This is a genomic window from Streptomyces sp. RGM 3693 (assembly GCF_050471125.1).
Taxonomy (GTDB): domain Bacteria; phylum Actinomycetota; class Actinomycetes; order Streptomycetales; family Streptomycetaceae; genus Streptomyces.
Genome location: NZ_JBMPPQ010000003.1, coordinates 762,784 through 787,778 on the forward strand (window position 1 = coordinate 762,784; position 24,995 = coordinate 787,778).

At 71.3% G+C, this 24,995-nt stretch carries 23 protein-coding genes and 2 pseudogenes; 10 read left to right on the forward strand and 15 right to left on the reverse strand.

Features of this window, described 5'->3' with window-relative positions; all coding sequences use genetic code 11:
* Nucleotides 1-14: 14 nt before the first annotated feature.
* Nucleotides 15-1,208, reverse strand: a complete 1,194-nt coding sequence (locus ACO0M4_RS32085) for a hypothetical protein (protein WP_430374583.1) — start codon at nt 1,206-1,208, stop codon at nt 15-17.
* Between the two features lie 194 nt (nt 1,209-1,402).
* Between ACO0M4_RS32085 and ACO0M4_RS32090 the strand changes: the two genes are divergently transcribed.
* Nucleotides 1,403-2,233: a ZIP family metal transporter gene (locus ACO0M4_RS32090; protein WP_430374584.1), complete on the forward strand. Its 831-nt coding sequence runs from the start codon at nt 1,403-1,405 to the stop codon at nt 2,231-2,233.
* Between the two features lie 200 nt (nt 2,234-2,433).
* Nucleotides 2,434-3,246 carry a maleylpyruvate isomerase family mycothiol-dependent enzyme gene (locus ACO0M4_RS32095; protein ID WP_430374585.1) on the forward strand — a complete coding sequence of 271 codons (813 nt, stop codon included), beginning with the start codon at nt 2,434-2,436 and terminating at the stop codon, nt 3,244-3,246.
* 61 nt (nt 3,247-3,307) lie between these two features.
* Here ACO0M4_RS32095 and ACO0M4_RS32100 read toward each other — a convergent pair whose 3' ends face one another.
* Both ACO0M4_RS32100 and ACO0M4_RS32105 read right to left on the reverse strand, forming a co-directional pair.
* Entirely contained in the window at nt 3,308-3,769 is a 462-nt protein-coding gene (locus tag ACO0M4_RS32100) for a hypothetical protein (protein WP_430374586.1), read from the reverse strand.
* A gap of 79 nt (nt 3,770-3,848) precedes the next feature.
* A complete protein-coding gene (locus ACO0M4_RS32105) occupies nt 3,849-4,373 on the reverse strand; it encodes a MepB family protein (RefSeq protein ID WP_430374587.1) in 525 nt (174 codons plus the stop codon).
* A 50-nt stretch (nt 4,374-4,423) separates the two neighbouring features.
* Between ACO0M4_RS32105 and ACO0M4_RS32110 the strand changes: the two are divergent.
* Nucleotides 4,424-4,600 (forward strand): annotated as a pseudogene (locus tag ACO0M4_RS32110) (alpha/beta hydrolase); the annotation flags it as partial.
* Between the two features lie 42 nt (nt 4,601-4,642).
* Here ACO0M4_RS32110 and ACO0M4_RS32115 read toward each other — a convergent pair.
* A complete protein-coding gene (locus ACO0M4_RS32115) occupies nt 4,643-5,260 on the reverse strand; it encodes a TetR-like C-terminal domain-containing protein (RefSeq protein WP_430374588.1) in 618 nt (205 codons plus the stop codon).
* 67 nt (nt 5,261-5,327) lie between these two features.
* On the opposite strand from ACO0M4_RS32115, the gene ACO0M4_RS32120 reads away from it, so the two are divergent.
* Entirely contained in the window at nt 5,328-6,680 is a 1,353-nt protein-coding gene (locus ACO0M4_RS32120; RefSeq protein WP_430374589.1) for an alpha/beta hydrolase, read from the forward strand.
* Between the two features lie 87 nt (nt 6,681-6,767).
* Here ACO0M4_RS32120 and ACO0M4_RS32125 read toward each other — a convergent pair whose 3' ends face one another.
* From ACO0M4_RS32125 to ACO0M4_RS32175, 11 genes and pseudogenes are all read right to left on the reverse strand, one after another.
* Entirely contained in the window at nt 6,768-7,694 is a 927-nt protein-coding gene (locus ACO0M4_RS32125; RefSeq protein ID WP_430374590.1) for an RNA polymerase sigma-70 factor, read from the reverse strand.
* Nucleotides 7,691-8,894, reverse strand: a pseudogene (locus ACO0M4_RS32130) (NAD(P)/FAD-dependent oxidoreductase). The gene ACO0M4_RS32125 and the pseudogene ACO0M4_RS32130 overlap by 4 nt, the downstream one beginning before the upstream one ends.
* A gap of 202 nt (nt 8,895-9,096) precedes the next feature.
* Nucleotides 9,097-10,119 carry a sulfate adenylyltransferase subunit CysD gene (gene cysD, locus ACO0M4_RS32135; RefSeq protein WP_430374592.1) on the reverse strand — a complete coding sequence of 341 codons (1,023 nt, stop codon included), beginning with the start codon at nt 10,117-10,119 and terminating at the stop codon, nt 9,097-9,099.
* Between the two features lie 6 nt (nt 10,120-10,125).
* Nucleotides 10,126-10,716 carry a sulfotransferase family protein gene (locus ACO0M4_RS32140; protein WP_430374593.1) on the reverse strand — a complete coding sequence of 197 codons (591 nt, stop codon included), beginning with the start codon at nt 10,714-10,716 and terminating at the stop codon, nt 10,126-10,128.
* Entirely contained in the window at nt 10,713-11,687 is a 975-nt protein-coding gene (locus ACO0M4_RS32145; RefSeq protein ID WP_430374594.1) for an NAD-dependent epimerase/dehydratase family protein, read from the reverse strand. Before ACO0M4_RS32145 ends, ACO0M4_RS32140 begins: the two co-directional genes overlap by 4 nt.
* A 23-nt stretch (nt 11,688-11,710) precedes the next feature.
* Nucleotides 11,711-12,670 (reverse strand): UDP-glucuronic acid decarboxylase family protein, encoded by a 960-nt coding sequence (locus ACO0M4_RS32150; RefSeq protein WP_430374595.1) that lies wholly within the window; start codon nt 12,668-12,670, stop codon nt 11,711-11,713.
* The gene (locus ACO0M4_RS32155) at nt 12,667-13,530 is read right to left on the reverse strand and encodes a sulfotransferase family protein (protein WP_430374596.1); all 864 of its coding nucleotides are present in this window, start codon (nt 13,528-13,530) and stop codon (nt 12,667-12,669) included. Before ACO0M4_RS32155 ends, ACO0M4_RS32150 begins: the two co-directional genes overlap by 4 nt.
* Nucleotides 13,527-14,804 carry a sulfotransferase gene (locus ACO0M4_RS32160; RefSeq protein ID WP_430374597.1) on the reverse strand — a complete coding sequence of 426 codons (1,278 nt, stop codon included), beginning with the start codon at nt 14,802-14,804 and terminating at the stop codon, nt 13,527-13,529. Before ACO0M4_RS32160 ends, ACO0M4_RS32155 begins: the two co-directional genes overlap by 4 nt.
* Nucleotides 14,805-14,822: 18 nt before the next feature.
* The gene (locus ACO0M4_RS32165) at nt 14,823-16,427 is read right to left on the reverse strand and encodes a hypothetical protein (protein WP_430374598.1); all 1,605 of its coding nucleotides are present in this window, start codon (nt 16,425-16,427) and stop codon (nt 14,823-14,825) included.
* A gap of 9 nt (nt 16,428-16,436) precedes the next feature.
* Entirely contained in the window at nt 16,437-17,288 is an 852-nt protein-coding gene (locus ACO0M4_RS32170; RefSeq protein WP_430374599.1) for a glycosyltransferase family 2 protein, read from the reverse strand.
* A 93-nt stretch (nt 17,289-17,381) separates the two neighbouring features.
* The gene (locus tag ACO0M4_RS32175) at nt 17,382-18,854 is read right to left on the reverse strand and encodes a carbamoyltransferase family protein (RefSeq protein WP_430374600.1); all 1,473 of its coding nucleotides are present in this window, start codon (nt 18,852-18,854) and stop codon (nt 17,382-17,384) included.
* A gap of 677 nt (nt 18,855-19,531) precedes the next feature.
* Here ACO0M4_RS32175 and ACO0M4_RS32180 point away from each other — a divergent pair.
* From ACO0M4_RS32180 to ACO0M4_RS32205, 6 genes are all read left to right on the forward strand, one after another.
* Nucleotides 19,532-20,308 (forward strand): DUF6071 family protein, encoded by a 777-nt coding sequence (locus ACO0M4_RS32180; RefSeq protein WP_430374601.1) that lies wholly within the window; start codon nt 19,532-19,534, stop codon nt 20,306-20,308.
* 19 nt (nt 20,309-20,327) lie between these two features.
* Nucleotides 20,328-21,065 (forward strand): methyltransferase domain-containing protein, encoded by a 738-nt coding sequence (locus ACO0M4_RS32185; RefSeq protein ID WP_430374602.1) that lies wholly within the window; start codon nt 20,328-20,330, stop codon nt 21,063-21,065.
* A gap of 287 nt (nt 21,066-21,352) precedes the next feature.
* The gene (locus ACO0M4_RS32190) at nt 21,353-22,138 is read left to right on the forward strand and encodes an SDR family oxidoreductase (RefSeq protein WP_430374603.1); all 786 of its coding nucleotides are present in this window, start codon (nt 21,353-21,355) and stop codon (nt 22,136-22,138) included.
* 11 nt (nt 22,139-22,149) lie between these two features.
* Nucleotides 22,150-22,770, forward strand: a complete 621-nt coding sequence (locus ACO0M4_RS32195) for a 2OG-Fe(II) oxygenase (protein WP_430374604.1) — start codon at nt 22,150-22,152, stop codon at nt 22,768-22,770.
* Entirely contained in the window at nt 22,767-22,913 is a 147-nt protein-coding gene (locus ACO0M4_RS32200) for a hypothetical protein (RefSeq protein ID WP_430374605.1), read from the forward strand. The genes ACO0M4_RS32195 and ACO0M4_RS32200 overlap by 4 nt, the downstream gene beginning before the upstream one ends.
* A gap of 131 nt (nt 22,914-23,044) precedes the next feature.
* Nucleotides 23,045-24,982: an ABC transporter ATP-binding protein gene (locus ACO0M4_RS32205; RefSeq protein ID WP_430374606.1), complete on the forward strand. Its 1,938-nt coding sequence runs from the start codon at nt 23,045-23,047 to the stop codon at nt 24,980-24,982.
* Nucleotides 24,983-24,995 lie beyond the last annotated feature (13 nt).

Genomic DNA, 24,995 nt, shown 5'->3' on the forward strand with positions numbered 1-24,995 from the left:
CACGCACCCGCGCCTCAGGAGATCAGCTCGATGTCGTGGAAGCGCATGACGCCGAACCAGGCACTGGTCTCCTCCCGCATGACGCGCTCCGTCTCGATCGCGACCTCACGGATCCGCTCCAGCGTGCGGGCCCGCTGCAACTTCCCTTCGAGGCCCTCCAACAGTTGGGCCATCCGCAGGTAGCGCTGGCAGTGCTGCCGGAACTGGGCCTGGGTCCGGATGCCGTGCACGGCGGCGCCGAGGGTCGGCATGCCGATCGACAGCACGATGAGGAGCAGTCCCCACGGGGAGTCGTGGTCCGCGTCCTGACCGGCGCCCAGCATGTGAAGGAGGGCGGCGATCAGGGTGATACCGAAGATGACGGTGGTCGTCAGGTACAGCCTGGTCTCCCAGGCACCGTGCCGCCGGGCCGCCTGCTGGTGGTAGCGGATCTGGGCGCGGATCCAGTGCCGACTGAGGTGCTCCTTGAGTGCGGGGACGTCCGCCGGCGTCAGACGAACGGGCGGGCGGCGGGCGGTGATTTCCAGCACGGCCCGTCTGACCCATGCTTCGGACGGGTCGAAGAGCTCGCCTCCGCCATCGGTGCGGGCCCTTCGGCTCCTCGTTCCGCACAGCGCGAAGAAGTACTCGGACCGCAGGCGTTCGGCCAGGAACCGGTAGGAGATCCAGCGGTCGAGCACCCGACGCCGGTGGGTCGCGGTCGGGACCACCAGCAGCAGGGCGAGCAGCACGATCTCCACCGCGGTGATCCAGTCGTGCCGGGGAAGGAAGGTGACTTGGGTGGCGACGGCGACGACGGCCGCCGCCGCCATGAGGAAGATCGCCGCGCTCGCCACGCGGAAACGGCGGTGCAGCCGCGATGCCAGGGTGTCCGCCCGGACGAAGTAGGGAACGATCCAGTCGGCGACGGCCTCGTGGGCCTGCTCGACGGCCGCCGATCGGCCCGCGGAGCCGGGCTTGAGCCGGTCCCGCTCGACGCGTACCAACCGGGGGAAGTCGCGCACTCTGCCCGCGTTGTACTGGCGGAACTCGTACGCCGCTTCGCGCGTTCCGCGGGCGCGGGACTCGTCCAACCGGTACTCCACCCGCGGCTCGCCCGTCGTACGGATCCACGCCAGGGGCACGCCGCGCTCCTGCGCGTAGCCCACGATGGCCGCGGTGCCGCCCCGCCCCCGGGCCGGGCGGCCGTCCCAGAGGGCGACCATCACGTCGCCCGCCCCGGCTCGCGCATCAGCCGCGTGGTCGGCCGTAGGACGGAGCCGCGAGGGCGGTGGGCGGTCTCGCTTGCCCGGGGGTCATGACTTCACCAAGCTTCCACCAAAACCGACCGACGGGATTGTTAGGTAAGGCTTGCCTGGCTTAGTGTCTGCGCTCGTCCCCACCCCTTCCGACCGGAGTCCCCATGTCCAGCGCGCACATCGCTCTGCTCGGCGCCATCGCCGGATTCACCATTTACCTGGGCTTGCCGATCGGTCGACTCCGCAAGCCGACGCCCCGCCTGAAGGGCGGGCTGAACGCCGTCGCCATCGGCATCCTGCTCTTCCTCGTATGGGACGTCCTGACCCATGCCTGGGAACCCATCGACGAGGGGTTGAGCAAGCACCACTGGGGGCCTGTCGCCACCGGCGGGCTCGTCCTGGCCGCCGGGCTGGGGATCGGGTTGGTGGGGCTCGTGCATTACGACGCCTGGATCGCCCGTCGGCGCCAGGCAGCCGCCGGCACCCCCGCCGGGCCCGGCGCGGCCACCACCACCGAGCCGGCACCCAAGATCCGAAGCCAGGCGAGCTCGCTGGCCCTGATGATCGCGACCGGCATCGGCCTGCACAACTTCGCCGAAGGGCTGGCGATCGGCAACTCCGCCGCGCAGGGCGAACTCTCCCTCGCAGTGCTGCTGATCATCGGATTCGGCCTGCACAACGCCACCGAAGGCTTCGGCATCGTCGCCCCGCTCGCCGCCGAGGGTGAGCGCCCGACCTGGACCACCCTGCTCTGGCTGGGCCTGATCGGCGGCGGCCCCACCTTCCTCGGCACCATCGTCGGCCAGCACCTGGTCAACGACACCCTGTCCATCGCCTTCCTCGGCCTGGCCGCCGGCTCCATCCTGTACGTGGTCATCGAGCTGCTGGCCGTCGCCCGCAAGACCGGTCTCAAGACGCTCACCACCTGGGGCATCTTCGTCGGCCTCCTCCTCGGCTTCGCCACGGACGCGGTGGTCACGGCAGCCGGAGCCTGACCTGCCGGGCGGAGAAATCCCCCACCGTCGGCCGCCCGCCAGGAGGATCCGCGGGCGGCCGACGCGCATGGCCGACCATCCGCGCTATCGCATAGGGACCCCACCGACTCAGGCACCCACCCGGATTTGCCTTCGAGTGGACTCCAACCACCACACTGATCAGGCTGGGATCCGTGCTGTGGACAGAAAGGCGTCAGCTGATGGAAACGACTGGTCGAACGGGGCATCCCCTGCCGTACGACATCTACCGGCAGGCGATCGAGCGGGAGACCCTGCACTTCGCCGAGCTGGCCAAGGGCGCGGACCCCGCGACCGCGGTGCCCTCCTGCCCCGACTGGACGCTGACCGAGCTCACCCAGCATGTGGGAGCGCTCCAGCGCTGGTTCTGCACGCTGCTGACCCGGTTGGTGCAGGAGCCTCCGCGCAGCCGCGACGTCGAGCTGGGACTGCCGGAGCGCGTCGAGGAGTACGCCGACTGGGTGGTCGCGGGCGTACCCGACGTGGCCGCCGTACTGCGGGCCACGGATCCCCAAGCGGCGATGTGGGCCTGGGGCGAGGACCAGCACGCGCGGTTCTGGGCCCGCCGGATGCTGTTCGAAACGCTGGTGCACCGAGTGGACGCGGAACGTGCCGTCGGCCAGGAGTCGGACGTCGATCCCGTGCTGGCGGCGGACGGCGTCGACGAATTCCTCGTCAACCTGCCCTACGCGGGCCTCTTCGCCCCGGCCGTGACGAAACTGCACGGCAACGGTGAGACCATCGCCTTCCGGTGCGCGGACTCCGCGGGCGGCACCGACGAGGAGTGGCGGGTGCGGCTGGATCCGGACGGTTTCCGCCTGCTGCCGGGGGCCCGAGCCGACGCCGCGCCGTCCGAGGCGACGGCGACGGTACGGGGACAGGCGGCGGACCTCCTGCTGCTGCTCTACGGGCGGCGGTCGTACCAGGAGACAGCCTTCGACGTCTCGGGGCAGGCAACGGTACTCGACCGCTGGTTCACCCACACGGCCTTCTGAATCGCGCCGGAAGGAGCGCTGGTAGAGCGGTTGATGCCGCCCATGGTGCTGCCGGCGCTCCTCAGCCGCTCGTATTCGTGTAGAGCCGGGTTTCGTAGTACGCGTCGTCCGGTGAGGTGAGTGTCTCGCCCAACTGCGACCACGTTGCGCGTCCGTCGAAGACGGGGATAGTGGCCGACCCCACGAAACACAGCACCGCGGTGCGCGGGAAGCGGGCGAGGGATTCCTCGATGTTGTCGAGCACCGAGGCGGCGACGGCCGTGGAGAACGGCTCGTAGAAGTAGAAGAAGCCCGCGTCGTCGGGGATCTCGAACTCCCGGGCGTCCTGGCACCGGACGTCGATGGCGGGGCGGCCGGAATCCTTCGGCAGGCGTGCGATGTTCGCCCATGCTCCGCCGGGTGCCGGCGATGCTGACCAACGTGGTGCCGCTGCGCCCGGTGCGGGGCGGAGCCGATCCGTCTGGCGCGGAGTGGGCCCGGCCTCCTCTTTCGCCAGCGGACCGGCACAGGCCATCGGGCTCACCCGGCGTCCCTTCTTCGCCCCGTTCGCTCGTTCGCGCCCCGTTCGCCCCCGTAGCCGGACGGCATGGCGCAAGGCGTACCTACGGGCGGTGGAGGGCCTGGGCGCGCGTCAGGTCGGCAGGCCCGTCCTGGCCGAGGTGGAAGAAGTAGTTCACCTGCCATGCCTGGGTGCTGCGGGCCTGCCGGTTGGTCGTGGTCACCCATGGCGGGTAGACCCGGAATCCACGCTTCCCGCCGGAGCCGTCGCGGGAGACGATGTCGCGCTCGCACAACACCTCGCGCGGGAACACGAACTGTCCGAAGCCGTCATCGTCGCGGCTGCTGATGACGAAGAGGTCCACCCCGTCGTCGGCGTCGAAGGGGCGGATCGGCCCCTCCTCGGACCGCTGCCACACGGTGACGAACTGGCCCACCTTCGTCGGGGTGGTCTTGGCCACCCGGAACCGAACCGAGCGGCCGTCGAGCGTGAACGCGCAAGCCGCGTACTCGGCGCCCTCCGGTTCGGGCACCGGCAGTGAACAGGCGAAACGGCCCGGGTCGTACACCAACGCCTTCGCCGCCAGCAGGTCGCTGTGGAGCCCCGTCCACGACTGATTCGTCACCATGCCGCCATCTTGCCATCGCACACTTGTGCGCATTGTCGTGGGTTGCCTCGCTCGGCGTTCCGTTCGTCGCCGCCGAGCCCCGCGTCCGCGCGGCGGTGTCGGGTCCGAACGGGGCGGAGACCCCGGCCGACGCCGCGGCACGGATCACCGCGGCGGTGGAGTTCTTGGTGCAGCGGGACGGCGAGAAGGTGCCGAGGGCGGCGACGCTGGCACCGTTCGACACCCTCGGATGCGGGCGAGGGCGGTGCCGCCCGTGCCCGTGGTCTCCATCAGGGAGCGGGTTCGTCGCGCCGAAGGCGGCGGAATACCGTGGGGGTCGTCCAGCCCCGCAGCGTCGCCTGGATCGTCGACCGGAATGCGGCCTCGGCCGTGGGGGCGTCGAGGGCCCCGGCGAGTTCGAGTGTCACCAGCCCGTGCAGGGTCACCCAGAGCGAGACGGCGATCGACGTCACTTCACCGTCGAGGACGGACTCCGCCACGGCGCGATCGATCGCCGCGACGAGCGGCCGGACGGGGTCACTGGTACCGACCGCCCCGGACGGCTTGAAGGATTGCACTCCGCCGAACAACACCGCGTACAGGTGCCTGTGTTCGCGTCCCCATCGCCGGTACGCGGCGGCCAGTGCGTAGAGGTCGGCGAGGGCGTCCTCGGAGGTCGGCACCGCCGACAGCGCCTGGAACAGGCCGGTGACGGCTCGGTCGCGCACCGCTCCGATCAGTCCGTCCTTGCCGCCGAACAGGGAGTACACCGCCGCCGTCGACGCACCGGCGGCCGTGGCCACGGCGCGGACCGCGACCGACTCCTGCGGACGGGTGGCGAGCAGCTCGGTCGCGCACTCCACCAGTCGCTCTTTGACGGTCTCGTCGTTCGTCCTCGGCCTACCCATGACGCGAAGCCTACCTTCTTTGATAACGTCGTTTTGAAACAGCGTTCTGAAACTTCGGAGGTCCGCCGTGCCCACGTTCGCCATGCCCACGTTCGCCATACGCCTTGCCCGTTTCGCCGGACGCTCGCTGCTGGCCCTGGCCGCCGTCACGACGCTGGTCGTCGTCTTCCTCGTGTTGATCGTCCTCACCAACGGGGCGGGCTCGGGGTTCGGCGCATGGTTGGCGGCCCTTGGCGTCGGGACCGTCGCCGCACTGTGGCGGGGACGGCGTCGCACCCGGGCGGCGCGACTCGTGCTGTTCCTGCCGGTGGTCGTCGCGGCAGCGCTGACGGCGTCGGTCTGCGTCCCCACCGCGCCCACGGCCCCGCGGCACTCAACCGCCCTGCCCTTCGTGGCCACGCAGCACTGGAGCCTGGCCACCGGCAGCCGGGTCGCGGTGTACCACTACCCGCCCGCCAAAACCGCCCCCCGGCGGCATCCCGTCCCGTTCGTGTACCTCAACGGCGGGCCGGTGCGCGGCATTTCGCTCGTCGACCACCGGTTCCTGCAACTCCTGGCGCGCCAGGGCTACGACGTCTACGCCTACGAGCAGGCAGGCGGCGGACGAAGCGACCTGCTTCCCATGGACCAGTACACGATCTCCAGGTCGGTCCGTGACCTCGGGGCCTTCGTCGACCGCCTGGACAAGGGCAGGGTCGACGTCCTCGGCTTCTCCTCAGGCGGCGTCGTGCTCACCCGCGCCCTGGCCGATCCGCACGTCGCCGCACGCCTGCACCGGGCGGTCATCGCCGAACCCGGCCCGATGGACGGCCCCACCGCGCACCTCACCGGGCACCAGGGCCGGCCGTCCGCCGTCGGACTCGCGCCGACCATGCCCGGACCGCGGTCGACACGCGTCCCCCGGTACGCCACCGCATTCGGCCTCATGCGACTCGGACTGCTCACCCCCGACACCGGGCTGATCGGACAGGCCGAAGGCGACAACGCGTTCACCGCCGCCGACCTCGGCAGCGACACCGCATCCGCCTACTGTGCGCGCGACGCGCACCGCATCCCGACCGAAGACACCGCGCAGAACTTCTCCTTCAGCCCCGCCGCCAGCCTCCGCGTCCAGCAGACGGTGCAGGACGCGCCCTCCCTCGCCCCGCAACTGAGGCGCTCCCGGACCCCCGCGATGCTGATGATCGCCGAATGCTCTTCCCAGGTCCGTCAATGGGCGACCGCCGTCCTGGCCGATGACCCCGCCGTCCAACGCACGCAGTACATGCCCGGAGTCGGGCACCACATGTGGAACGGCCTGGACGACAACAACGACCGAGCCGCCGCCGTCATCACCGCGTTCCTCCAGGCCGCGCCCGCACCCGTACCGAACTACCCGACCCGCGACGAGATCCCCACCTTCCTCCGCAACCACGAGTGAAGCCCCGGCAGCCCGTCACCCCCTCGCGAACGCCATCGGCATGGCTATCAGCACAGCCATCGGCATCGGCATCGCAGCACGCGGCCATCAGGCTCGGTGCGTCCCGATGTTGTACGTGGTGCCGTCGGCGACGGCCTGGAGTTTGTCCGGGTTGGCCACGTTGTGCAGGGCGGTGATACGGCCGTCGGCGTCGAAGTCGAAGGTGACGGTGGCGATCACACGTCCCGGCGCGCTGAACACCATGCCCGGCCCGCCGTTGATCTCGACGAGCTCGGCCTTCATATCGGCAGGCTCGACGCCCTGGTAGGTAACGGTGCCGATGGCGGCGAACCAGGCGGCCACCGTGGCCGCGCCCACGACCGGGCGCAGCGCCTGGCGGACCTTGCCGCCGCCGTCGGTCCACAGGGTGACGTCCGGGGAGAGCAGTTCCATCAGGGCGTTGACGTCCCCGCCGGTCGCGGCGGCGAAGAACCGCTCGGTGGCCTCACGCTGCCGCGACCGGTCCGCGGCGAAGCGCGGCCGCCGGGCCCGCACATGCTCGCGAGCACGGTGCGCGGCCTGCCGCACCGCGACTTCGGAACGCTCCACCGCCTCCCCGATTTCCGCGTGGCTGAAGTCGAAGACCTCCTTCAGCACGAACACCGCGCGCTCCAGTGGGCTGAGCGTCTCCAGCACCACCAGCATGGCCATCGACACCGACTCGGCGTCCATGACGACCTCGGAGGCATCCCCGCCGGTGAGGATGGGCTCCGGAAGCCACGGCCCCACATAGGTCTCGCGCTTGTGCCGGGTGGAGCGCAGCCGTTCCAGCGCCAGGTTCGAGACGATGCGCGTCAGGTACGCCTTGGGGTCGGCCACCTGCGAGCGGTCCGCGGCCGACCATTTGATCCAGGCGTCCTGGACCGCGTCCTCGGCGTCGGCCGCGGTGCCCAGGAGGCGGTAGGCGACCGAGAACAGCAGCCGCCGGTGCTCGTGGAAGACCTGCTGGTCGGGGTGGGCGGACGGGGTGGTCACTGGGCCTCCTGGTTCCGGGTGAAGCGGCCTCCGCGGGGCCAGATCGCGCCCGAGGCGGGCATCTTCTTCATGCGGCCAGGTCGGCCAGGGGGAGGCTGTCACCGTCTCCTTGTACCGGACGGCCATGCGGCCGGTCAGGCATATTCGGCGCGGACTGTCGTCGGGCCGGGTGAACTGCACCACGGCGTCACGGCGCCCCAGGCTCACCGGCGTGTGGTAGTAGCCGAAGCGGAACGGCTTGGGCCGCTTGCCCCGCAGCACCCGGTCGATCGAGAGCGCGGCGTGCACTCCGGTCGGCATGCCGCCCTGGCAGGTGCCGTGTATGACGCCGTAACCCTGGCGGATCGCGGCGGCGTCGCCGATCGCGTACACGTCGGGGTGGGACACCGAACGCAGCGCGGCGTCGGTGCGGATGCGTCCGTGCTCGTCGACGGCCAGCCCGGCGGCGGCCGCCAGCGGCGACACCCTGGTGCCGCTCGTCCACAGGACCGCGGCGGCGGCGATGTCCTCCCCGCCCGCCAACTCCACTGCGTCGGGCAGTACCTTCACCACCTCGACGCCGGCGCGCACCCGGACGCCCAACCGGTCGAGCGCGGCACGCAGATACGCCCTCGCCCGCGGGTTCATGGCCGCACCGGGCTCCTGCCGACCCAACAGCACCACGCCCAACTGCGGGTACTGCTCGGCGATCTCGGCGGCCGACTCGATCCCGGTCAGTCCGCTGCCCGCGACCACCACCGTGCCGCTGTCGAGCCGCGCCAGTCGGTCGGCCAGCAGTTCGGCGTCCTGGGCGCTGCTCAGGGTGTACGCGTGGTCCTCGCCCCCAGGCACCGCCGAGGTGTCGGCGATCCCGCCCAGCCCGTACACCAGGGTGTCGTAGGGCAGCACCCGGTCGTCGTCGATCCGTACGGTCTTGGCGTCGGCGTCCAGCGCCGTGACCCAGCCGCGCACGAACCGCACGCCCGTGCCCGCCAGCAGCTCCGGGATGCTCAGCTCGGCGAGTTGTTGCCCGGTCGCTGTCATGTGCAGCCGCATGCGTTCGGTGAACCGCTCCTGTGCGTTCACGACGGTCACCTGCACCCCCGCGCGTCCCTTCACCCGGGCCGCGAGCTGGACGGCCGCGCCCATGCCCGCGTAACCCGCCCCCAGGATCACCACGCGGTGCGCGGTCGCCGTGCCGGTCTCCTGCTGTGCGCTCATCGTTCCGTCCTCCTCGGTTCGCTTGCAGACGCCCACCAGATGGGAGCAGGCGGCCTGGACGTGACATGGGTCGGATGTGAGGCGCGCCACAGCCCGAATCGGGGCCCTCCGGAAGACGGTCGAAAGGACCCGCGAAGCCGTCATGAGAGGGCGGCGTCGGCGCCTGATGGTGGCACGACCACGGGGGCGTCGGCGGCCCTCGCTAGAAGTAGCCCTCGCGCTTCCGGTCTTCCATGGCGGCCTCGGAGAGCTGGTCGTCGGCGCGGGTTGCGCCCCGCTCGGTGATTCTGGATGCGGCGATCTCGGCTATCACGGCGTCCACCGTGGCGGCGTCGGAGTCGATGGCGCCCGAGCAGGACATGTCACCGACGGTGCGGTAGCGCACCCTCCGCCTCTCGGTCTTCTCCCCCTCCTCGGGCCCGCCCCAACTGCCCGCCGCCAGCCACATTCCGCCACGTCGGAACAGCTCGCGCCGATGCGCGAAATAGATCTTCGGCAGGTCGATCCGCTCGCGGGCGATGTACTGCCACACGTCCAGTTCGGTCCAGTTGGAGAGCGGGAAGACCCTGACGTGTTCACCGGGTGCGTGTCGGCCGTTGTAGAGCTGCCAGAGCTCGGGGCGTTGGTGCCGTGGGTCCCATTGCGAGAACTCGTCACGCAGGGAGAAGATCCGTTCCTTGGCGCGGGCCTTCTCCTCGTCACGGCGGCCGCCGCCGAAGACCGCGTCGAACCGCTCGTTCCGTATCGCCTCCGTGAGCGGCACGGACTGCAGCGGGTTACGGGTGCCGTCCGGGCGTTCGCGCAGCTCACCGCGGTCGATGTAGTCCTGTACGGAGACGATGTGCAGCCGTAGGCGGTGCCGGGCCACGGTGCGGTCCCGGTGGTCCAGGACCTCCGGGAAGTTGTGCCCGGTGTCGACATGGAGCAGGGGGAAGGGTTGCGGCGCAGGTGTGAATGCCTTCCGCGCCAGGTGGAGCATGACGAGGGAGTCCTTGCCGCCCGAGAAGAGGATCACCGGACGTTCGAACTCGCCGGCCGCCTCCCGGAAGATGTGCACGGCCTCGGACTCCAGCAGGTCCAGGTGGGCCAGGGTGTAGGAAGGGTCGGCGGTCCGGTCGCGGCGGTTCGCCGGCCTTCGACCGTCACCGTACCCGTCCCCGTTGTTCCTCTTGCCGCCCCCGCTGTTCCCGTTGTCCCGTACGACTCCTCCCCTACCAGCTGCCATCTCCGGTCACCTGACGTGGGGGAAGGGCCCCAAGGGTGTCGGGACTCCGAGGAACGGGGCGAGGCGTTCGTAGCCTTCCCCGGCGCAGGGACGCAGGAGCAGCAGATCGTCCTGGCGGCCGTCGAAGTGGCGGCACACGAGGTCCACATGGCGGCGGTACACGGCCCGGAAGCGGTCCTCGTGGAACTCGTACCCGCCGTAGACGGCCGCGCGCAGGAAGCGTTGGACCTCCCGTTTGATGCGGGCCTTCGCCGTGGTCGGGGTGGTGTCGACCGGGTTCAGCGCCCAGTGCTCGCGGCAGGAGCGCAGCCAGCTCTCCTCGTCGCGGAGGGTGAGGACGAACCTGCTGCCGGGCCACAGGCGGTCCAGCTGCTGGAAGTAGGGCACCACGGTGATGTCGGCGAGGCCCGCGCAGTGGTCCAGGTGCGGGAAGCACGCGTCTCCCCGGTGCAGCGTGTCCAACGCGGCGCGGTCGGTGGGGTAGTGCAGTACGTCGAAGCCCAGCGTCCGCAGGCCCGCCGTCAGGGAACGGGTTCCGGTCCGTGACAGGCCCAGGCAGAAGACCTTGGGGCTCGGCATCGCAGCGTTGGACGTCATCGGTGGCCTCCGGGCTGGTGGCAGCGCAGCCAGTCGAGTTGCTGGGCGAGTCCGTCGGCGAGCCCCGTCCGGGGTTGCCAGTGCAGGAGTGATCGGGCCTTGCTGGTGTCGGCCCAGGTGCCGGGGACGTCTCCGGCCTGGTCCGGGGCGGATCTGGTGGGTACCGGTCGTCCGGTCAGTTCGGCGATCGTGGCGAGCACCTCGGTCACCGAAACGCTGTTGCCGCCGGCGACGTTCAGGACTTCAGCAGGGCCCGGAACACCCGCTGCCAGCAGGGAGGCCCGCACCACGTCGCCGACGAAGGTGAAGTCACGGCGTTGCTTGCCGTCCCCGTAGACCAGCAGTTCCTCGCCGCCCAACGCGGCCTGTAGCGCGCGCTGGATCAGCATGTCCGGTCGCTGGCGGGGCCCGTACACGGTGAAGTAGCGCAGTGCCACGACGGTGGTGGCGGGCTGCGGCAGCGAGCCGTAGGCGAGGGACAGTTGCTCGCCGGCGAGCTTGGTCACTCCGTACGGGGACATCGGCCGGGTCGGGCCGTCCTCGGTGACGGGCCGGTCGCCGGCGGGTCCGTACACGCTGGAGGAGGAAGCCACCACCAGGCGGGGAACCCCCAGTTGGTGGCAGGTCGCGGCGAGTCTGCGGGTGGCGACGATGTTGCTGGCCACGTACTCCGGGAACCGGGCTCCCCAGGACGCCCGGACGCCGGGGATGCCCGCCAGGTGGAAGACGACGTCGACGGTGGCGAGCAGCGGGGCGAGCTCGCAGTCGATGAGGTCTGCCCGGGCCAGGGTGAACCCGGGCCGGCCCAGGCAGGCGGTCAGGTTGGCGGCGGCGACGGCGTCGGTCTCGGGGGACCGCCGGTCCAGCCCGGTGACTTGGGTGCCGTGGTCCAGCAGGGCCTCCGCGAGATGGGAGGCAACGAAGCCCGCCACGCCGGTGACCAGCGCGGAGCGCGGTAATGACACGGTCATCGGGACTCCTTGTGTTCGCCGGCTCAACGGGGAGCCGACCGGTTCAGGTGCAGTCGGAACCAGGCGATGGTGCGGTGCAGGCCCTGGCTGAGCTCGATCGTCGGCTCCCAGCGCAGCACGGTGCGGGCGAGCGTGATGTCCGGGCAGCGGACCCCGGGGTCGTCGACCGGGCGGGGCACCAGGGTGACCGTCGAGCGTGAGCCGGTCAGCTCGATGATCCGTCGGGCCAGGTCGACGATGCGCATCTCGTGCGGATTGCCCAGGTTCATCGGCCCGGGGTGGTCGGAGCGCAGCAGCCGGAACACGCCCTCGACCAGGTCGTCGACGTAGCACATCGAGCGGGTCTGCCGGCCGTCGCCGGCGACGGTCAGCGGCTCGCCGAGGAGTGCCTGTTGGACGAAGGCGGGGACGGCGCGGCCGTCGTCCGGGCGCATCCGGGGCCCGAAGGTGTTGAAGAGGCGCAGCACGGCGGTGTCGACGCCGTGGCGTTGCCGGTAGGCGACGGTCAGCGCCTCGGCGAACCGCTTGGCCTCGTCGTAGACGCCGCGGGGCCCGACCTGGTTGACGTGTCCCCAGTAACTCTCGGGCTGCGGGTTGACCAGCGGATCGCCGTACACCTCCGAGGTGGAGGCCAGTACGAACCGCGCCCGGTGCTCCCGGGCCAGTTCCAGGGCGTTCAGCGTGCCGATGGAGCCGACCTTGAGCGTCTCGATGGGCAGTCGGCCGTAGTCGGCGGGCGCGGCCGGTGAGGCGAAGTGCAACACCGCATCGACCGCGCCGGCGATGCGGATGCCCGTCGTCGCGTCGGCCCGCACGAACTCGAAGGGGCCGCGCTGGGGAAGGTGGGAGACGTTGCCCTCCTGTCCGGTCGACAGGTTGTCCAGGCACACCACCGCGTAGCCTTCCGCCAGCAGGCGTTCGCAGAGGTGGGAGCCGAGGAATCCCGCGCCACCGGTCACCACCGCCCGCCGTCTGCGCGTCATCGCCGTCCTCCTGCATGCCGTCGCGGCCGTGCCGCGTGCCGGCACAGCGTCAGCTCGGTCTCCGGCGCCTCGGCCGGCAGGACCGGGGGCCGGAAGGAATCTGCGGGACCGTCGTAGCGGCACAGCGCCTCGTACACGGCGCGCTGGCCGGGCGAGAGCGGCGCCTCATGGGGCGGTGCGGTCTCGTGGTGCAGCCCGGGGTCGACGAAGGCGCCCAGTTCCGCAGGCAGCGAGGCGCGCCAGTCGATCCGGGCGCCGAACGAGGTGAGGAAGGTCGCGGCGTGCCGCGCCCACCGCACCGGGTCGGCCAGCAACGTCTCGTAGTGGGTCACCAGGACGGGGCGTCCCGCCGCTGCCGCGAGGGCGTGGCGCAGGTACCGCTCCCACATGCACAGCGCCACCTCCCACGGTGTGCCGTCCCGCCGCCGGATCGACGCCGCCACCTCCAGCGGGTGTCGGACGCACAGCACCAGTGCGACGGGCACGTCGTGGAGGGCGGTGAACCAGAACGGGAGGGTGAGGCTGGTGCGGGGGTCCTTCCACACCCACTGGGGGGTGGGGTGGAGGCGATCGAGCAGGTGGCGGGCGTGTTCGGGCGGCAGGCCGGGGAGCTGTGGGGCGCCGGCCCAGACGTCGAGCGGGGGCGGGCACCACGAGCTCCGGCCGAGTGCGTGCAGGATCGTGTTGTTGAGCTCGACCAGGGTGCGGCTCTCCCAGTGGCCGCGCTGGTTGCTCGGCAGCGCCGGCATCAGGTCGGAAGGCACGCACGTCGGCACACCGAGCAGGTTCACCGCGCGGGTCACCGCCGAGGTCCCGCTGCGGTGCATGCCGATGACCAGGACGCCCAGTTGCTCTGTCATGACGGGACCTCCCGGGTGGGTCGGCCGGGGCGGTGCGGGAAGGGCTGGCCGGGTGTCGGTACGCCGAGGAAGGCGGCGAGTTCCGGGTAGCCGTGACCGCGTGCGAGGTCCAGCACCAGCAGGTCGTCGGGGCGGGCGGCGAAGTGCGCGGTGGTGCGCCGTACGTGGTCCGGAGGGTCCTGCGACCCGACGGTGCGGACGAACTTGCTGCCGGGCCACGCCCGGTCCAGTTCCTCGACCCGGGCGGCTGCGGTCGCGCCGGTCATCCCGTCGTAGTGGCGCAGCGCCGGGAATTCCTCAAGGGGCCGGGCCGTGGGGTGCGCATCGTGCAGTGCGCTGAAGCCCAGGACGTGCAGGGCCCGGTTCAGTGACTGGGTGCCGGTGCCGGGAAGGCCGATGCCGAAGACCTTGAACGGTGCGGCGGGCGGCGCGAGTCCGACGGGGTCGGCGGCCAGTGCGGCCGCCACGTCCTCCGCTTCGGCCTCGCCGTCGAGTTCGGTCAGCCCTTGCCCCGCCACCTCGCCCGGGGCGATCCGCGGCAGGTCTCGGAGGTAGCGGGCGATCTCCTCCGCCCCGGCCCGCTCGTGGACCGTCGCGGCCGCGTGCTGCACCCCGAGCCGGGCCGCAGTGAACTCGGGCTCGGGGCCCCACCGGGCCATGGACTCGGCGAGTAGGTGTCTGCGGATGCCCTCGCGGCTGCGGAGTTGGCACAGGGCGTACTTCGCGAACAGGTCCCGGTAGCGCTGGAAGTGGTCGTGCAGGATGTGGAAGTCCTTGTACTGCCAGGTCAGTCCGAGGTCGCGCAGGACCGCACCGACCCGGTAGCCCTCGGGCCACAGCGTCACCCCTCGGGCGTCGGACGGCGCTGGTAGGGCGGCCATGGCCCGGACCACGTCGATCCGGCTGATCCGAGCACCGCAGTGGATGCGCCGGCGGAACCGGTCGTGGCCGTAGGCGTCGACGCAGGGCAGGTCGTTGGTGTCCAGGAAGGGGCGGAGGTCTTCGAGGATCAGACAGTCGGCGTCCACGAAGACCACGTGCGAACAGGAGTGGTCCAGCTCGTCGAGCATCCGGCGGACGGCGCGGGCGAAGGGCTTGACGTTGCGGATGACATGGGCGCGTTGTGGCTGGACGTGCCGTAGGGCGAGGTCGAGTGCAAGGTTGCTGGTGCGCTCCCCGACGGTTCGGAAGACCAGTTCCACGGGGCGGGAGCCGGGCGGGGCCCAGTTGCCGGGGAGGACGGTGATCTGCTCTTCATGAACGGCCTGATTCACGGTGCGTGATCCTCACGGCTACGGGTGCACGACGATGCCGAGCTTGTGGGCGAGCGGAACGCAGATGTCGGCGATGGCTCTGCGGTCACGGGCATCCAGCGCCCCGCGGTCCCGGACGGGTCCGCTCCGTGGCAGATCGGCGGGGGCGCGCCCGGCATCGAGCCCTTCCAGGACCGAGGCGAGCGCCGCCCGCGGATCGGTCAGTAGCTGCTCATGGGTGACCAGCACGGTGTTGTCGGGCCGGTCGAGCAGTTGCCTGGCCCACCAGGCCCACCGCAGTGCCAGGCGTTCGGCCGGGTCCGGGCCGGCGTCGATACGCTGCCACGCCGCCCGTTCCGCCTCCGGTAGCCAGGAGGTGGCCGGCGTCGGCCGGTCGTCGGCACGTTTCCAGTCGGCGAGGGTGTCGTAGGGGTCGCGCACACAGAGCGCGATCCGGGTCCTGGGCAGCACCGCGCGGACCGCGTCGGCGCGGGCGAGGAGGGCGCCGTCGCTGTTCGCCACGGCGAGCAGGAAGTCGGGGGAAGCGGGTCGGAAGTCCGTCCGGCCGTCGGCGACGGCTGTCCGGGTCTCCCGCAGGAACACCGGTACGCCCCACGGTTGTTGATGTTCCCGCAGGGAGCCCTCGACCTCGGGCGGATCGACCAGCGCGACGCCGTCGTCGTAACGGTTGAGCAGGTCGCAGAGGGTGTGCGCGCCACCGTCCGGGATGCCGGAGATCAGCAGGTCCGGTGCTGGCGCTCGCCGTGCGTCGGGCGTGCCGGTCACGAACGGCGCCCATTCGGGGTGGGCCCACAGCACCCGCGCGACCTCGGGGTACCGTGCGGCGTAGTCGGCGACGACGCCGCGCAGCACCGGGTCGATGCGGATCACCCGCGGACGGTGGTAGTGGCAGAGCAGCGGCGGCGTGGCCTCGGGCAACGCCCGGACGTGCGCCGGGTAGTTGAGCTGCTCGGTGGCGTGCTCGACGGTGAAGCCGCCCTTGTGCACCGCGACGGCGAAGGCGGGCTGGTCGTCCCACCGGTGCGGGGCGAACGGCAGCCCTTCGGTGGCTGCGAGCGCGTGTGCGCACCGCTCCCAGACATCGGCCAGTTCCCGCGGACGACGGGTGATCACCATGCCTGAGTTGAAGAACGGTGGGCCCAGGTGTCCGGAGACGGTGCTCGCGACCCGGTGCGGTGGGACCCGCGCCTCGCAGGCGGCGTAGGTGCGCTCCCAGTCCGCCGGATCCCGGGTGTAGGTCTGGAAGTCGGCGGGCTTGGCCACCACGTCGGCGGCGGAGCGCAGTAGCGGGTGGTCGAGTAGCGGTCCGAGTACCAGGATGTCGCTGTCCAGCAGCACGAGGTGGTCGGCGGATACCGGGATCCGCAGCGCCCCGATCTTGTTGGTGAGCGGACGTTCCCGGCCGAAGGGCACCTCGACCGGGGCGACCTCGATGCCGAACCGCGCGAACGCGGCGAGGGTGTGCTCGGCCGGTGCGCCCCAGGTCCGTTCCGGCTGTGGCACGGCGACGACGGCGGGGACGTGTGGCGCGTACCGGCGGAGCGAGGCGGCCAGCAGGACCGCCTGCGGTTCCAGCGGGCCGGCGTGGCAGACGAAGGTGAATGCCAGGGGGGTTGTCGCCATGAGCACTCCCTAGGGTGTCGGTGATCCTTTGCTGTTGGTCAGGATGGGTCCCGTCACCGTGCCCGTCGCCTTCTGGAGCAGCTGACGCAGGATCCGGAAGATCACGACGTCGAACCACTGGGCGACGGCGAGCAGCGGCAGCAGGCGCTTCCCCGCCTTCGGCAGACCGGGATCCGCGCGCAGCCGGCGGCGGACCCGACAGCGGCGGGACCAGACCGCGCAGAGCGAACGGTGTCGGGAACTGAGCGAGTCGGGGGTGGCGAGGTAGCTACGCCCGGGGTGGTGCGTCAGCACGATCCGCCCGCGGAAGGCCAGTGCGCTCGTGAGCGCCCAGTCCTCCCCGTGGTTGGCGTCGTCGTAGCCGCCGGCCTCGCGGACGGCGTCGGTGCGCATCAGGACGCTGCCCAGGCCGGGGTAGAGCGGGCGGACCGTGTTGCAGAGGGCGAACAGCCGGCTCCGCGGGGCGAGGTGGTAGGCCAAGCGCGGCGGGAAAGGGTAGCGCTTCCCGGTCAGCGGATGGTGCATGGCGGTGGCCGCGGCCACGACGTCGTCGGCCTGTGCCATCGCCCGGTGGAGGTCGTGCAGGGTACCGGCCGGCATGATGTCGTCCGAGTCCCAGAACACCACGTACGGAGTGGTGACGGAGACCAGGCCGAGGTTGCGCGAGGCGCCGAGACTGAGCCGGTGCGCCGAGCTGATCCGGCGGGTGCCGGGGAACCACGGCAGCGGGACGGTGGAGGCGTTGTCGACGAGGATGATCTCGACGGGCAGTCCCTGGTCCCGGATGCTGCGGACGGCGTCGTCCAGTCGGGAGTCCACGTACGCGTCCCAGACCGGGATGACCACGCTGGTGTCGCTCACCAAGGCTGCACTCTCCCCCTGAGGGGCAGTTCATGGTGACGGGACCCCGGTGGCTCGCGCGGCGGTGTGCCCGGCGCGGCGGTCCGCCGCGGTTCACAGGACCGGGATGCCATGGCTCTTCTGGAAGCGTTGGGCGTCCGCACGGGTGTTGACCAGGGGTTCGCCCTTGATGTTGAGGCTGGTGTTGAGCAGCACCGGGCAGCCGGTCTCGTGGTGGAAGCGGGTGAGCAGTTCGTGGAAGACCGGGTTCTCCGGCTGCCGGACCGTCTGGACGCGGCTGGTGCCGTCCACATGGCAGACCGAGAGGAGTTGTTCGGGGTCGCGGCAGGGCGCCACGTACTGCATGTAGGGGCTGTGCGGCACCGGAAGGTCGAACAGGTCGGGTGCGTGCTCGGCCAGTACGGCGGGTGCGAAGGGCCGGAACTGTTCGCGCCGTTTGATCGCGTTGACCTTCCGTTTGGCGGCCGCCGGGCGGGGGTCGGCGAGCAGGCTGCGGTTGCCGAGCGCGCGGGGTCCGAACTCGGAGCGGCCGTGGGCCATTCCGATCACCTCCCCGCGTACCAGGCGGCGGACCGCCTCGTCGAGATCGGGCTCGCCGGTGATGGCGTGGCCGAGGTAGGGGCCGGGCCAGCTGACGTGCCGGCGCAGAAGGGCGAGGGCGGCTCCGATCGCGCTCCCGGAGTCGCCCGGGCTGGGCATGATCCAGATCCGGTCGAACGCTCCGGACCTCGCCAGTTGGGAGTTGTAGGCGCAGTTGAGCGCGACCCCGCCGGAGTACACCAGGTTGCGGGAGCCGACGGCACGGGCCGCCCAGGCGAACAGCCCGTCCAGCAGCCGCTCGGTGACCTCCTGGACGCTGGCGGCGAGGGTGGCGGCGTCGGTGAGGTGGGGGCGCCAGTCCGCGATGCCGCGGTGCACCGAGCGGGTCAGTCGGAAGTCCGGCCAGTCGGCGCAGCGGACGAAGTCGTCCCAGATCAGGTCCGCGAGGTCCGGTGTGCCGTAGGCGGCGAGGCCCATCATGATGTACTCCTCCTCGTTGGGCCGGAAGCCCACGCGCTGGGTGAAGGCGGAGTACAACAGGCCGATGCTGTGCGGGTAGCGGACCCCGGCGACCTTGGTCAGGGTGGTGCCGTGGGCCGACCACACCGAGATGGTGTCCCATTCGCCGATGGCGTCGACGACGACCACGGCGGCCTCGTCGAATCCGGAGGTGAAGTAGCCGCCGGCCGCGTGGGATTCATGGTGGCCGACGGTGTGTACCGGCGCTCGGCGCAGGCCCGGGACGGACCGCAGGTAGGCCCGCAGTCCGTGCGGGTCGAGGGCGGAGGCGAACTGGCCAGCCCGTAGTTGGCGCGTGCGGGTGCGCAGGGGGCGTTCGTAATGGACCACCGCATCGATCCGGTCGACCCGGCTCAGGGCGTCGGCCACCGCCGCCGGGGCAAGTTGCGGATCGTTCTTCACCCGGCTGTAGCGCTCGCAGTGCGAGGCGTACACCAGCTCACCGTCGCGGACGACGGAGACGGCCGCGTCGTGCCCGCGGCAGGACACGCCAAGGATGTTCGTCATCGGCGGGCAGGCTCCTCAAGGACGTGGCGGTACGGCGTGACGACCGTCGGCACCTCGCGGCGGCGGTGGGGTGGGCCTGCGAGGTGCCCGTCACCATGGCGGCGGACGGATTGCGGCTCGGTGCTCGGCGGCCCCGTGAAATTGATCAGGCGACCCCCGGGAGGAATGACACAAAACATGGTCCGCGAATCGTTCAGAAGCATCGACGACGACAAAGTCAGGCGGTATCCGAATGGCAGCGCAATCACCTTGATAAAAAGGGTCTCGCATGGCATTCCGGTTCACGTTGAACACGTGAACCTCATACGCCTCAGCCCTCTCCCATCAGGGCTGAGTGCACGTACCCCAAGGAACCGCAGGGCTGGGCGCGGCGACCAAAGGTAATGCAACTACGCGTGTGTGGAGCCAAGATGAGCAGCACGCTCGTCATGGCATTCCTACCTTCCACCTCGGAAGACGGTAGCGGTACCGAGTTGCCGAAAGCCAGCGTAACCATCCCCGGGAAAGGTCGGAAGAGGGTCCTTTCCGGCCAGTCGAGCGTGCTTCAGGGTGTCCCATGGACATTCTGGAAGCGACCCGTACTCTGGGGGCGAGGATCACGTTCTGCGCGGAATTTCGCGACGGCCGGATCGATGGCGAAGGACGAATCATTGATTCTATATGCCAATGGGTGCTCGATGACGTACGGCATGGAGCTCGTCGACGACACCTCGGACGACCCGGAGCTGCACGCGTACCGCCGGGCGCATGCCTGGCCGGGGCGGCTCGGGGACGTGCTCGACGCCGACGAGGTCGTCAACGACGCCGTCATCTCCGGCTCCAACGACCGGGTCCTGCGCACCACCATCGACTGGCTGACCGAGCGGCAGCGGTCCTTCCGCGACCGCGGCGTCCTGGTCGTCATCGGCTGGTCCGGCGCGATCCGCCGCGAGTTCTACGTGGACGGGACGTACCACCAGGTGATCCCCTACCAAGCGCACCCCCACCCGGCGGTGGGCCGGCTGCTCGACGTCTATCGGGACGTGGCCTTCCACGACGTGGAGAGCGGGGAGCGCCTCGCCACCCAGGCCCTCAGCCTCCAGGCGTTCCTCCGACTGCACCGCATCCCGTACCTGTTCTTCGACGCCATCGAGAGCTCCTACGACGCCTTCGGTCGCGCGGGCCTGGCCGACGCCGCCCGCACGGCCGCCGTCGACCGCACCCGGTGGTACCGGTTCGGCGACCCCGACGGCGCGATGGCCGACGTGCTACGGGCGGCCGGCACCGACTGGAAGGGCCGCCACCCGGCAGAGAACGGACACGAGGTCTGGGCGCACAAGTTGGCGTCGCACATCATGAAGCACCGCCTGGTCCAACGCCCCGCGGCCGAAGCCCCGGTCCGCCCCGACCCCGCGGAGCCGCCCTTCACCCGGCGCCGCTTCCGTCCCGCCAACCGCGACTTCCTCTACCCCTGACCACCCAGAGAAAGGTCTGATGGTGTCCGACCGAGCCGGGGACCCAGGCAACCAGTACGAGACGTTCGCCGAACGCTACGACCGGCACAGCGCCGCCAGCCCCTACAACACGTTGGTGGAACGACCGGCCGTCCTCGCCGCCTGCGGCGCCCTGGCCGGCCGCCGGGTGCTGGAGGCCGGCTGCGCGGGCGGCCTGCTCACCCGGGAGCTGGTCGCCCGCGGCGCGCACGTGGTCGCCTTCGACGCCAGCCCGACGCTCGTCGGGCTCGCCCGGGAGCGGGTCGCCGGCGTGGAATTCCACGTACATGACCTGCGCGAGCGGCTCGACTTCGCGGCCGACCGGTCCTTCGACGTGGTCGTCGCCTCCCTGATGCTGCACTACCTGCACGACTGGGAGGCACCGCTGCGCGAACTACGGCGCGTCCTTGCGCCCGGCGGCGTCGTGGTCGTCTCCACCGGCCACCCGATGGCGGAGCTGCGACTGTCCCCGAGCGGCGACTACTACGCCGTCGAGGAGGTGCACGAGGAGTGGGAGGCCGCGGACGGCGGCGCCCCGCTGTCCGTCCGCTGGTTCCGCCGACCGCTCTCCGACGCCCTGGACAGCGCGCACCGGGCGGGCCTCGTGCTGCGCGGACTGCTGGAACCGCGCCCGGACGAGGAACACCGGGCGGCGTTCGGCAAGCGCTTCGACGCACTGACCACCCAGCCGTGGTACCTACTCCTCGTCTTCGGCCGGCAAGAGGACGGCCCCGGGTGACCCACGGCACGGGCGTGCGCGTACCGAGCCTCGACGCCGCCGGCCGGCGAACCTCCGCCATCCCGCCGATCGGTGCGCGGCGAACCGGACCACGCACGGCTGGACCGGAGAGGACCATCTGACCCATCCGACGGCCCACCCTCAGGCCCCACCACCCGGCTCGCCGAGACCCGCCGGACGCCCGGCAGGTTACCTGCCGCACCGCCCGCCGGCGGCGTCCGTTGCTCCGAACTCGCGTGCCTGGCCGAGGAGTTGGGCTCCACGGACCTGCTTCCCCAGGAGGGCACGTGACCCAGCCGGAACCGAACCCGCAGACCGCTCCCCCGCACACCCACCGCGCCGCGGCCGTGATCGGCGGCACGCACGGCCTCGGCCACCAGCTCGCACTGCGCGCCCGCACGGCGGGCCTCACCACCGTCGTGTACGGCCGCTCGGCGGACACCGTGCCGACGGCCACCGGCTTCGACACCAGGAGGCTGGACCTCACCGACCTCGACAGCGTCCGCACCGCCGACATCGCCATGCCGACCCCGGCATACCTGTTCTGGGTGGCGGGCGCATTCTTGAAGAAGTCGCTGGTAGACACCGAAGAGGCCGAACTGACCGGGCTGACCCAGCTGTTGTTCACCGGCCCCGTGCTCTTCCTGCGCCGTCTGCTGGCCGCGCAGGACGGGCCGGTGCACCTGGTCACCATCGCCTCGTCCTCGTCCTGGAAGCGGCGCGAGCGGGAGGCCCTGTACTGCGGCCTGAAGGCGGCGCAGGCCACCCTCACCCGCAACCTGGTACCCGAACTGACCGCCGCGCACCCCGGTTCCCGCGTCACGCTGATCAACCCCGGCGGACTGGCGGTGCCCGACTTCCACACCGGGCTGGAGATCGACTACGGCCACATGATGGACCCCGGCGAGGTCGCCGGCATCATCTGGGACCTGGTCCGCCGACAGACCGCCCCCTTCCAGGAAGCCCAGATCCTGCGCAGTGGGGTACCGGGCCGGGAGGGCGTGCCCGAGGTGTCCTTCGGCGCGCGTGTCCCCCAGCCGCCGCAGGCCGAGCCGATCGCCCCACTGCCGTGAGGGGCCACCTCATGCTGAACCTGCGCGCCCCGGCACGGGTGCACGACGAGCCGTACCGCTGGGCCGAGGTCCAGGGCCTGATCACACCGGACGGACTGCGGCAGATCCGGGCGGAGTACCCGCCCACCGCCGTGCTTCCCCGCTCCTGCCGGGACTCCGGCGGCGACAAGACCTACCGCATGTCCGTCGTACCGCTGGTCCGACGCGGCGAGCCGCTTCCCGCCCTGGCCGGCCTCGGTGCGGCCTGGCGCCGACTCGTCGGCGCCCTCGACGGTGGCGGCTACCGCACGTGGGTGCGGTCGCTGCTGGACCTGGACGTGCGGGACTGCGCCTTCGACATCGGGCTGTTCGCGTTCGGACCCGGCGACCGGATCTCCCCGCACACCGACAAGCCGGGGAAGTGCGCCACCCACGTCTTCTACCTCAACGAGCGGTGGGACACCGCGTCCGGCGGCCAGTTCGAGGTGCGCACCGACGGCGCCGCCGGGACGCCCCCGCTGGCCACCGTGTCCCCCGGCAACGGCCGTTCGGTGCTGTTCGTCCGCTCCCACCGCTCCTGGCACTCCGTCGCCCCCGTTGCCGACGACGCGCACGAGTTCCGGCTGACCTTCCAGGTGGAGATGTGGCGGTGACGACGTGCGTTCCGTCGAGGAGCCTCGACCGGCACGGCACCCCGCGCGTCCTGCGCGGGCGGAGCCGCTCCGAGGCCGCCATCGAGGTCGTCCCCGCCCCGCCCCACACCGTGGCGCAGCTCCCCCGGCCGTGTCGCTGGTAGCGCTCACTGCCCCGCCGACGTGCTTCCCCTGCCGATACGCCGCTGCGCACACTCCGTTAGCTCGAAGGTGGGGCGCTCGCCCGGCCTCGTGTCATTTCTCCGCCCCGGTGGTTGATCGGGGCGGAGGAACCATGATCAAGAAGCCACGCTCCCCGCGCACACCACCGCGCGCCGAGGTTCAGGACGGCGCTCCCCGGGCGCTGTCGACGGTGCTGGACGCCGATCTGACCGCGACGTTCGCGTCGAACGTCGCCACCGAGGCCACCGCCCTGAGTACCTGGCAGCTGTTGCGCCGACTGCCCGGGCTGCTGCGGCAGATCGCCGCGCTGTCCTGGGCCGCGCACCGCCCGGCGACCACCGGCGTGCTCCTGGCCGAGGCGGGCGCCGGCTGTGCCACCGCGCTCGGACTGCTCGCCACCCGCGGCATCCTGGCCCACCTGTTCGCCCAGGCCCCCACCCCGGACCGCATCCGCGGCGCGCTGCCCGCCCTGATCGCGGTGGCGCTCTGGTACGCGGTGCGCGGCGTCCTGGTGTCCGGTGCGGAGCATGCCCGGGCGCTGCTGGTCCCCGCAGTACAGCGCTATCTGGAGGAGCGGCTGTGCCAGAGCGCCGTGGAGGTCGAGTTGGCGGCCTTCGAGGATGCCGACTGGCACGATCTGTTGAACCGGGTCAAGGACCGCGGCATGCGCTTCGTGCCCGCGGCCGCGGAGCAGTTCTGCAAGTGGGTCGGCTCGGCGGTGGCGCTCCTCGGCGCGGCGGCCGTGCTCGGTGCCCTGGATCCGTTGCTGCTGCCGCTGCTCACCATGTCGCTGCTGCCCCAGGCGTGGGGCATGTTGAGTGCGGCCCGGTTGGAGTACGCCAGTGGCCTGGCCGTGTGGCTCCTGCGTCGCCGGCTGCGGATGTGTACCGAGCCGCTCACCGATCCGGACTTCGCCGCCGAGATCCGTGCCTGCACCGCGCGCGAGGCCCTGTTGGCCCAGTACCAACGGCTCGCCGCGACCGTCGAGCAGGAGGAGACGCGGGTGGGCGTCGCGCAGGCCCACCGCACCGCCGTCGGCCGCGCGCTCGGCGGCATCGGCACCGCTGCGTCCTACACCGCTCTCGGCACCCTCCTGGCTACGAGCGCCCTGCCGCTCTCCCTGGCCGGCGCGGCCGTGCTGGCGACCAAGTCCGCTCAGGCCGCGCTCATCGGGGTCATCGAGGGCACCCGCGAACTGTTCAAGCTGGGCCTGCACGTCGAGGAGTTCGCCACGTTCCTCCGCCAGTCCGAACGGCGCACGTATCTCCGCCCCGGACTGCCCTGTCCCCCCGCGTTCTCCGAGATCCAGGTCCGCAACCTGACCTTCGCCTACCCCGGGGAGAACGCTCCGGCGCTGCGGGACGTGTCGTTCACCATCGGCCGTGGCGAGGTCGTCGCCCTGGTCGGGGAGAACGGGTCCGGCAAGAGCACGCTGGCGAAGTTGCTCGCCGGGTTGTATCCACCCACACACGGCGCGATCTGCTGGGACGGCCAGGACATCGCCGGATTCACCCCGCAGTCCCTGCACGAACGCGTCGCCTTCGTCATGCAGTGCCCCGCCCGCTGGCCGAGCACCGCCCGGGACAACATCACCATCGGCCGGCACGACCGCACCGACCCGACCCACGAGCTCTCGACGCAGGCCGCGGTCACGGCGGGGGCGGACCGAGCCATCGCCTCCCTGTCGAACGGCTACCGGACCCTGCTGTCGAAGAAGTTCGCCCAGGGTTGTGAGCTGTCCGGCGGTGAGTGGCAGCGGATCGCGGTCGCCCGGGGGCACTTCCGGGACGCACCGCTGCTCTTCCTCGACGAGCCCACCTCTGCGATGGACGCCCGCGCCGAGGCCCGGGTGATCGACCAGATCCGTCGACTTGCCGGCAACCGGACCGTCCTGATCATCACCCATCGGCTCGCCAACGCCCGCCACTGCGACCGTATTTTGGTCCTCCGCCGCGGCCGCCTGGTCGAGCAGGGCACCCATGACGAGCTCCTGACCGCCGACCAGGACTACGCGGGCGCCTACGCGTTGCAGCGCGCCGCCCACAGCTGACACCGCTTTCGAC

Coding starts and splice junctions, on each gene's coding strand:
- ACO0M4_RS32095 (WP_430374585.1), top strand. CDS start 2,434: ATGGAAACGACTGGTCGAACGGGGCATCCCCTGCCGTACGACATCTAC.
- ACO0M4_RS32105 (WP_430374587.1), bottom strand. CDS start 4,373: ATGGTGACGAATCAGTCGTGGACGGGGCTCCACAGCGACCTGCTGGCG.
- ACO0M4_RS32195 (WP_430374604.1), top strand. CDS start 22,150: ATGCTGAACCTGCGCGCCCCGGCACGGGTGCACGACGAGCCGTACCGC.
- ACO0M4_RS32140 (WP_430374593.1), bottom strand. CDS start 10,716: ATGACGTCCAACGCTGCGATGCCGAGCCCCAAGGTCTTCTGCCTGGGC.
- ACO0M4_RS32150 (WP_430374595.1), bottom strand. CDS start 12,670: ATGACGCGCAGACGGCGGGCGGTGGTGACCGGTGGCGCGGGATTCCTC.
- ACO0M4_RS32090 (WP_430374584.1), top strand. CDS start 1,403: ATGTCCAGCGCGCACATCGCTCTGCTCGGCGCCATCGCCGGATTCACC.
- cysD (WP_430374592.1), bottom strand. CDS start 10,119: ATGGCAGCTGGTAGGGGAGGAGTCGTACGGGACAACGGGAACAGCGGG.
- ACO0M4_RS32175 (WP_430374600.1), bottom strand. CDS start 18,854: ATGACGAACATCCTTGGCGTGTCCTGCCGCGGGCACGACGCGGCCGTC.
- ACO0M4_RS32155 (WP_430374596.1), bottom strand. CDS start 13,530: ATGACAGAGCAACTGGGCGTCCTGGTCATCGGCATGCACCGCAGCGGG.
- ACO0M4_RS32115 (WP_430374588.1), bottom strand. CDS start 5,260: ATGGGTAGGCCGAGGACGAACGACGAGACCGTCAAAGAGCGACTGGTG.
- ACO0M4_RS32145 (WP_430374594.1), bottom strand. CDS start 11,687: ATGACCGTGTCATTACCGCGCTCCGCGCTGGTCACCGGCGTGGCGGGC.
- ACO0M4_RS32185 (WP_430374602.1), top strand. CDS start 20,328: ATGGTGTCCGACCGAGCCGGGGACCCAGGCAACCAGTACGAGACGTTC.
- ACO0M4_RS32165 (WP_430374598.1), bottom strand. CDS start 16,427: ATGGCGACAACCCCCCTGGCATTCACCTTCGTCTGCCACGCCGGCCCG.
- ACO0M4_RS32180 (WP_430374601.1), top strand. CDS start 19,532: ATGACGTACGGCATGGAGCTCGTCGACGACACCTCGGACGACCCGGAG.
- ACO0M4_RS32205 (WP_430374606.1), top strand. CDS start 23,045: ATGATCAAGAAGCCACGCTCCCCGCGCACACCACCGCGCGCCGAGGTT.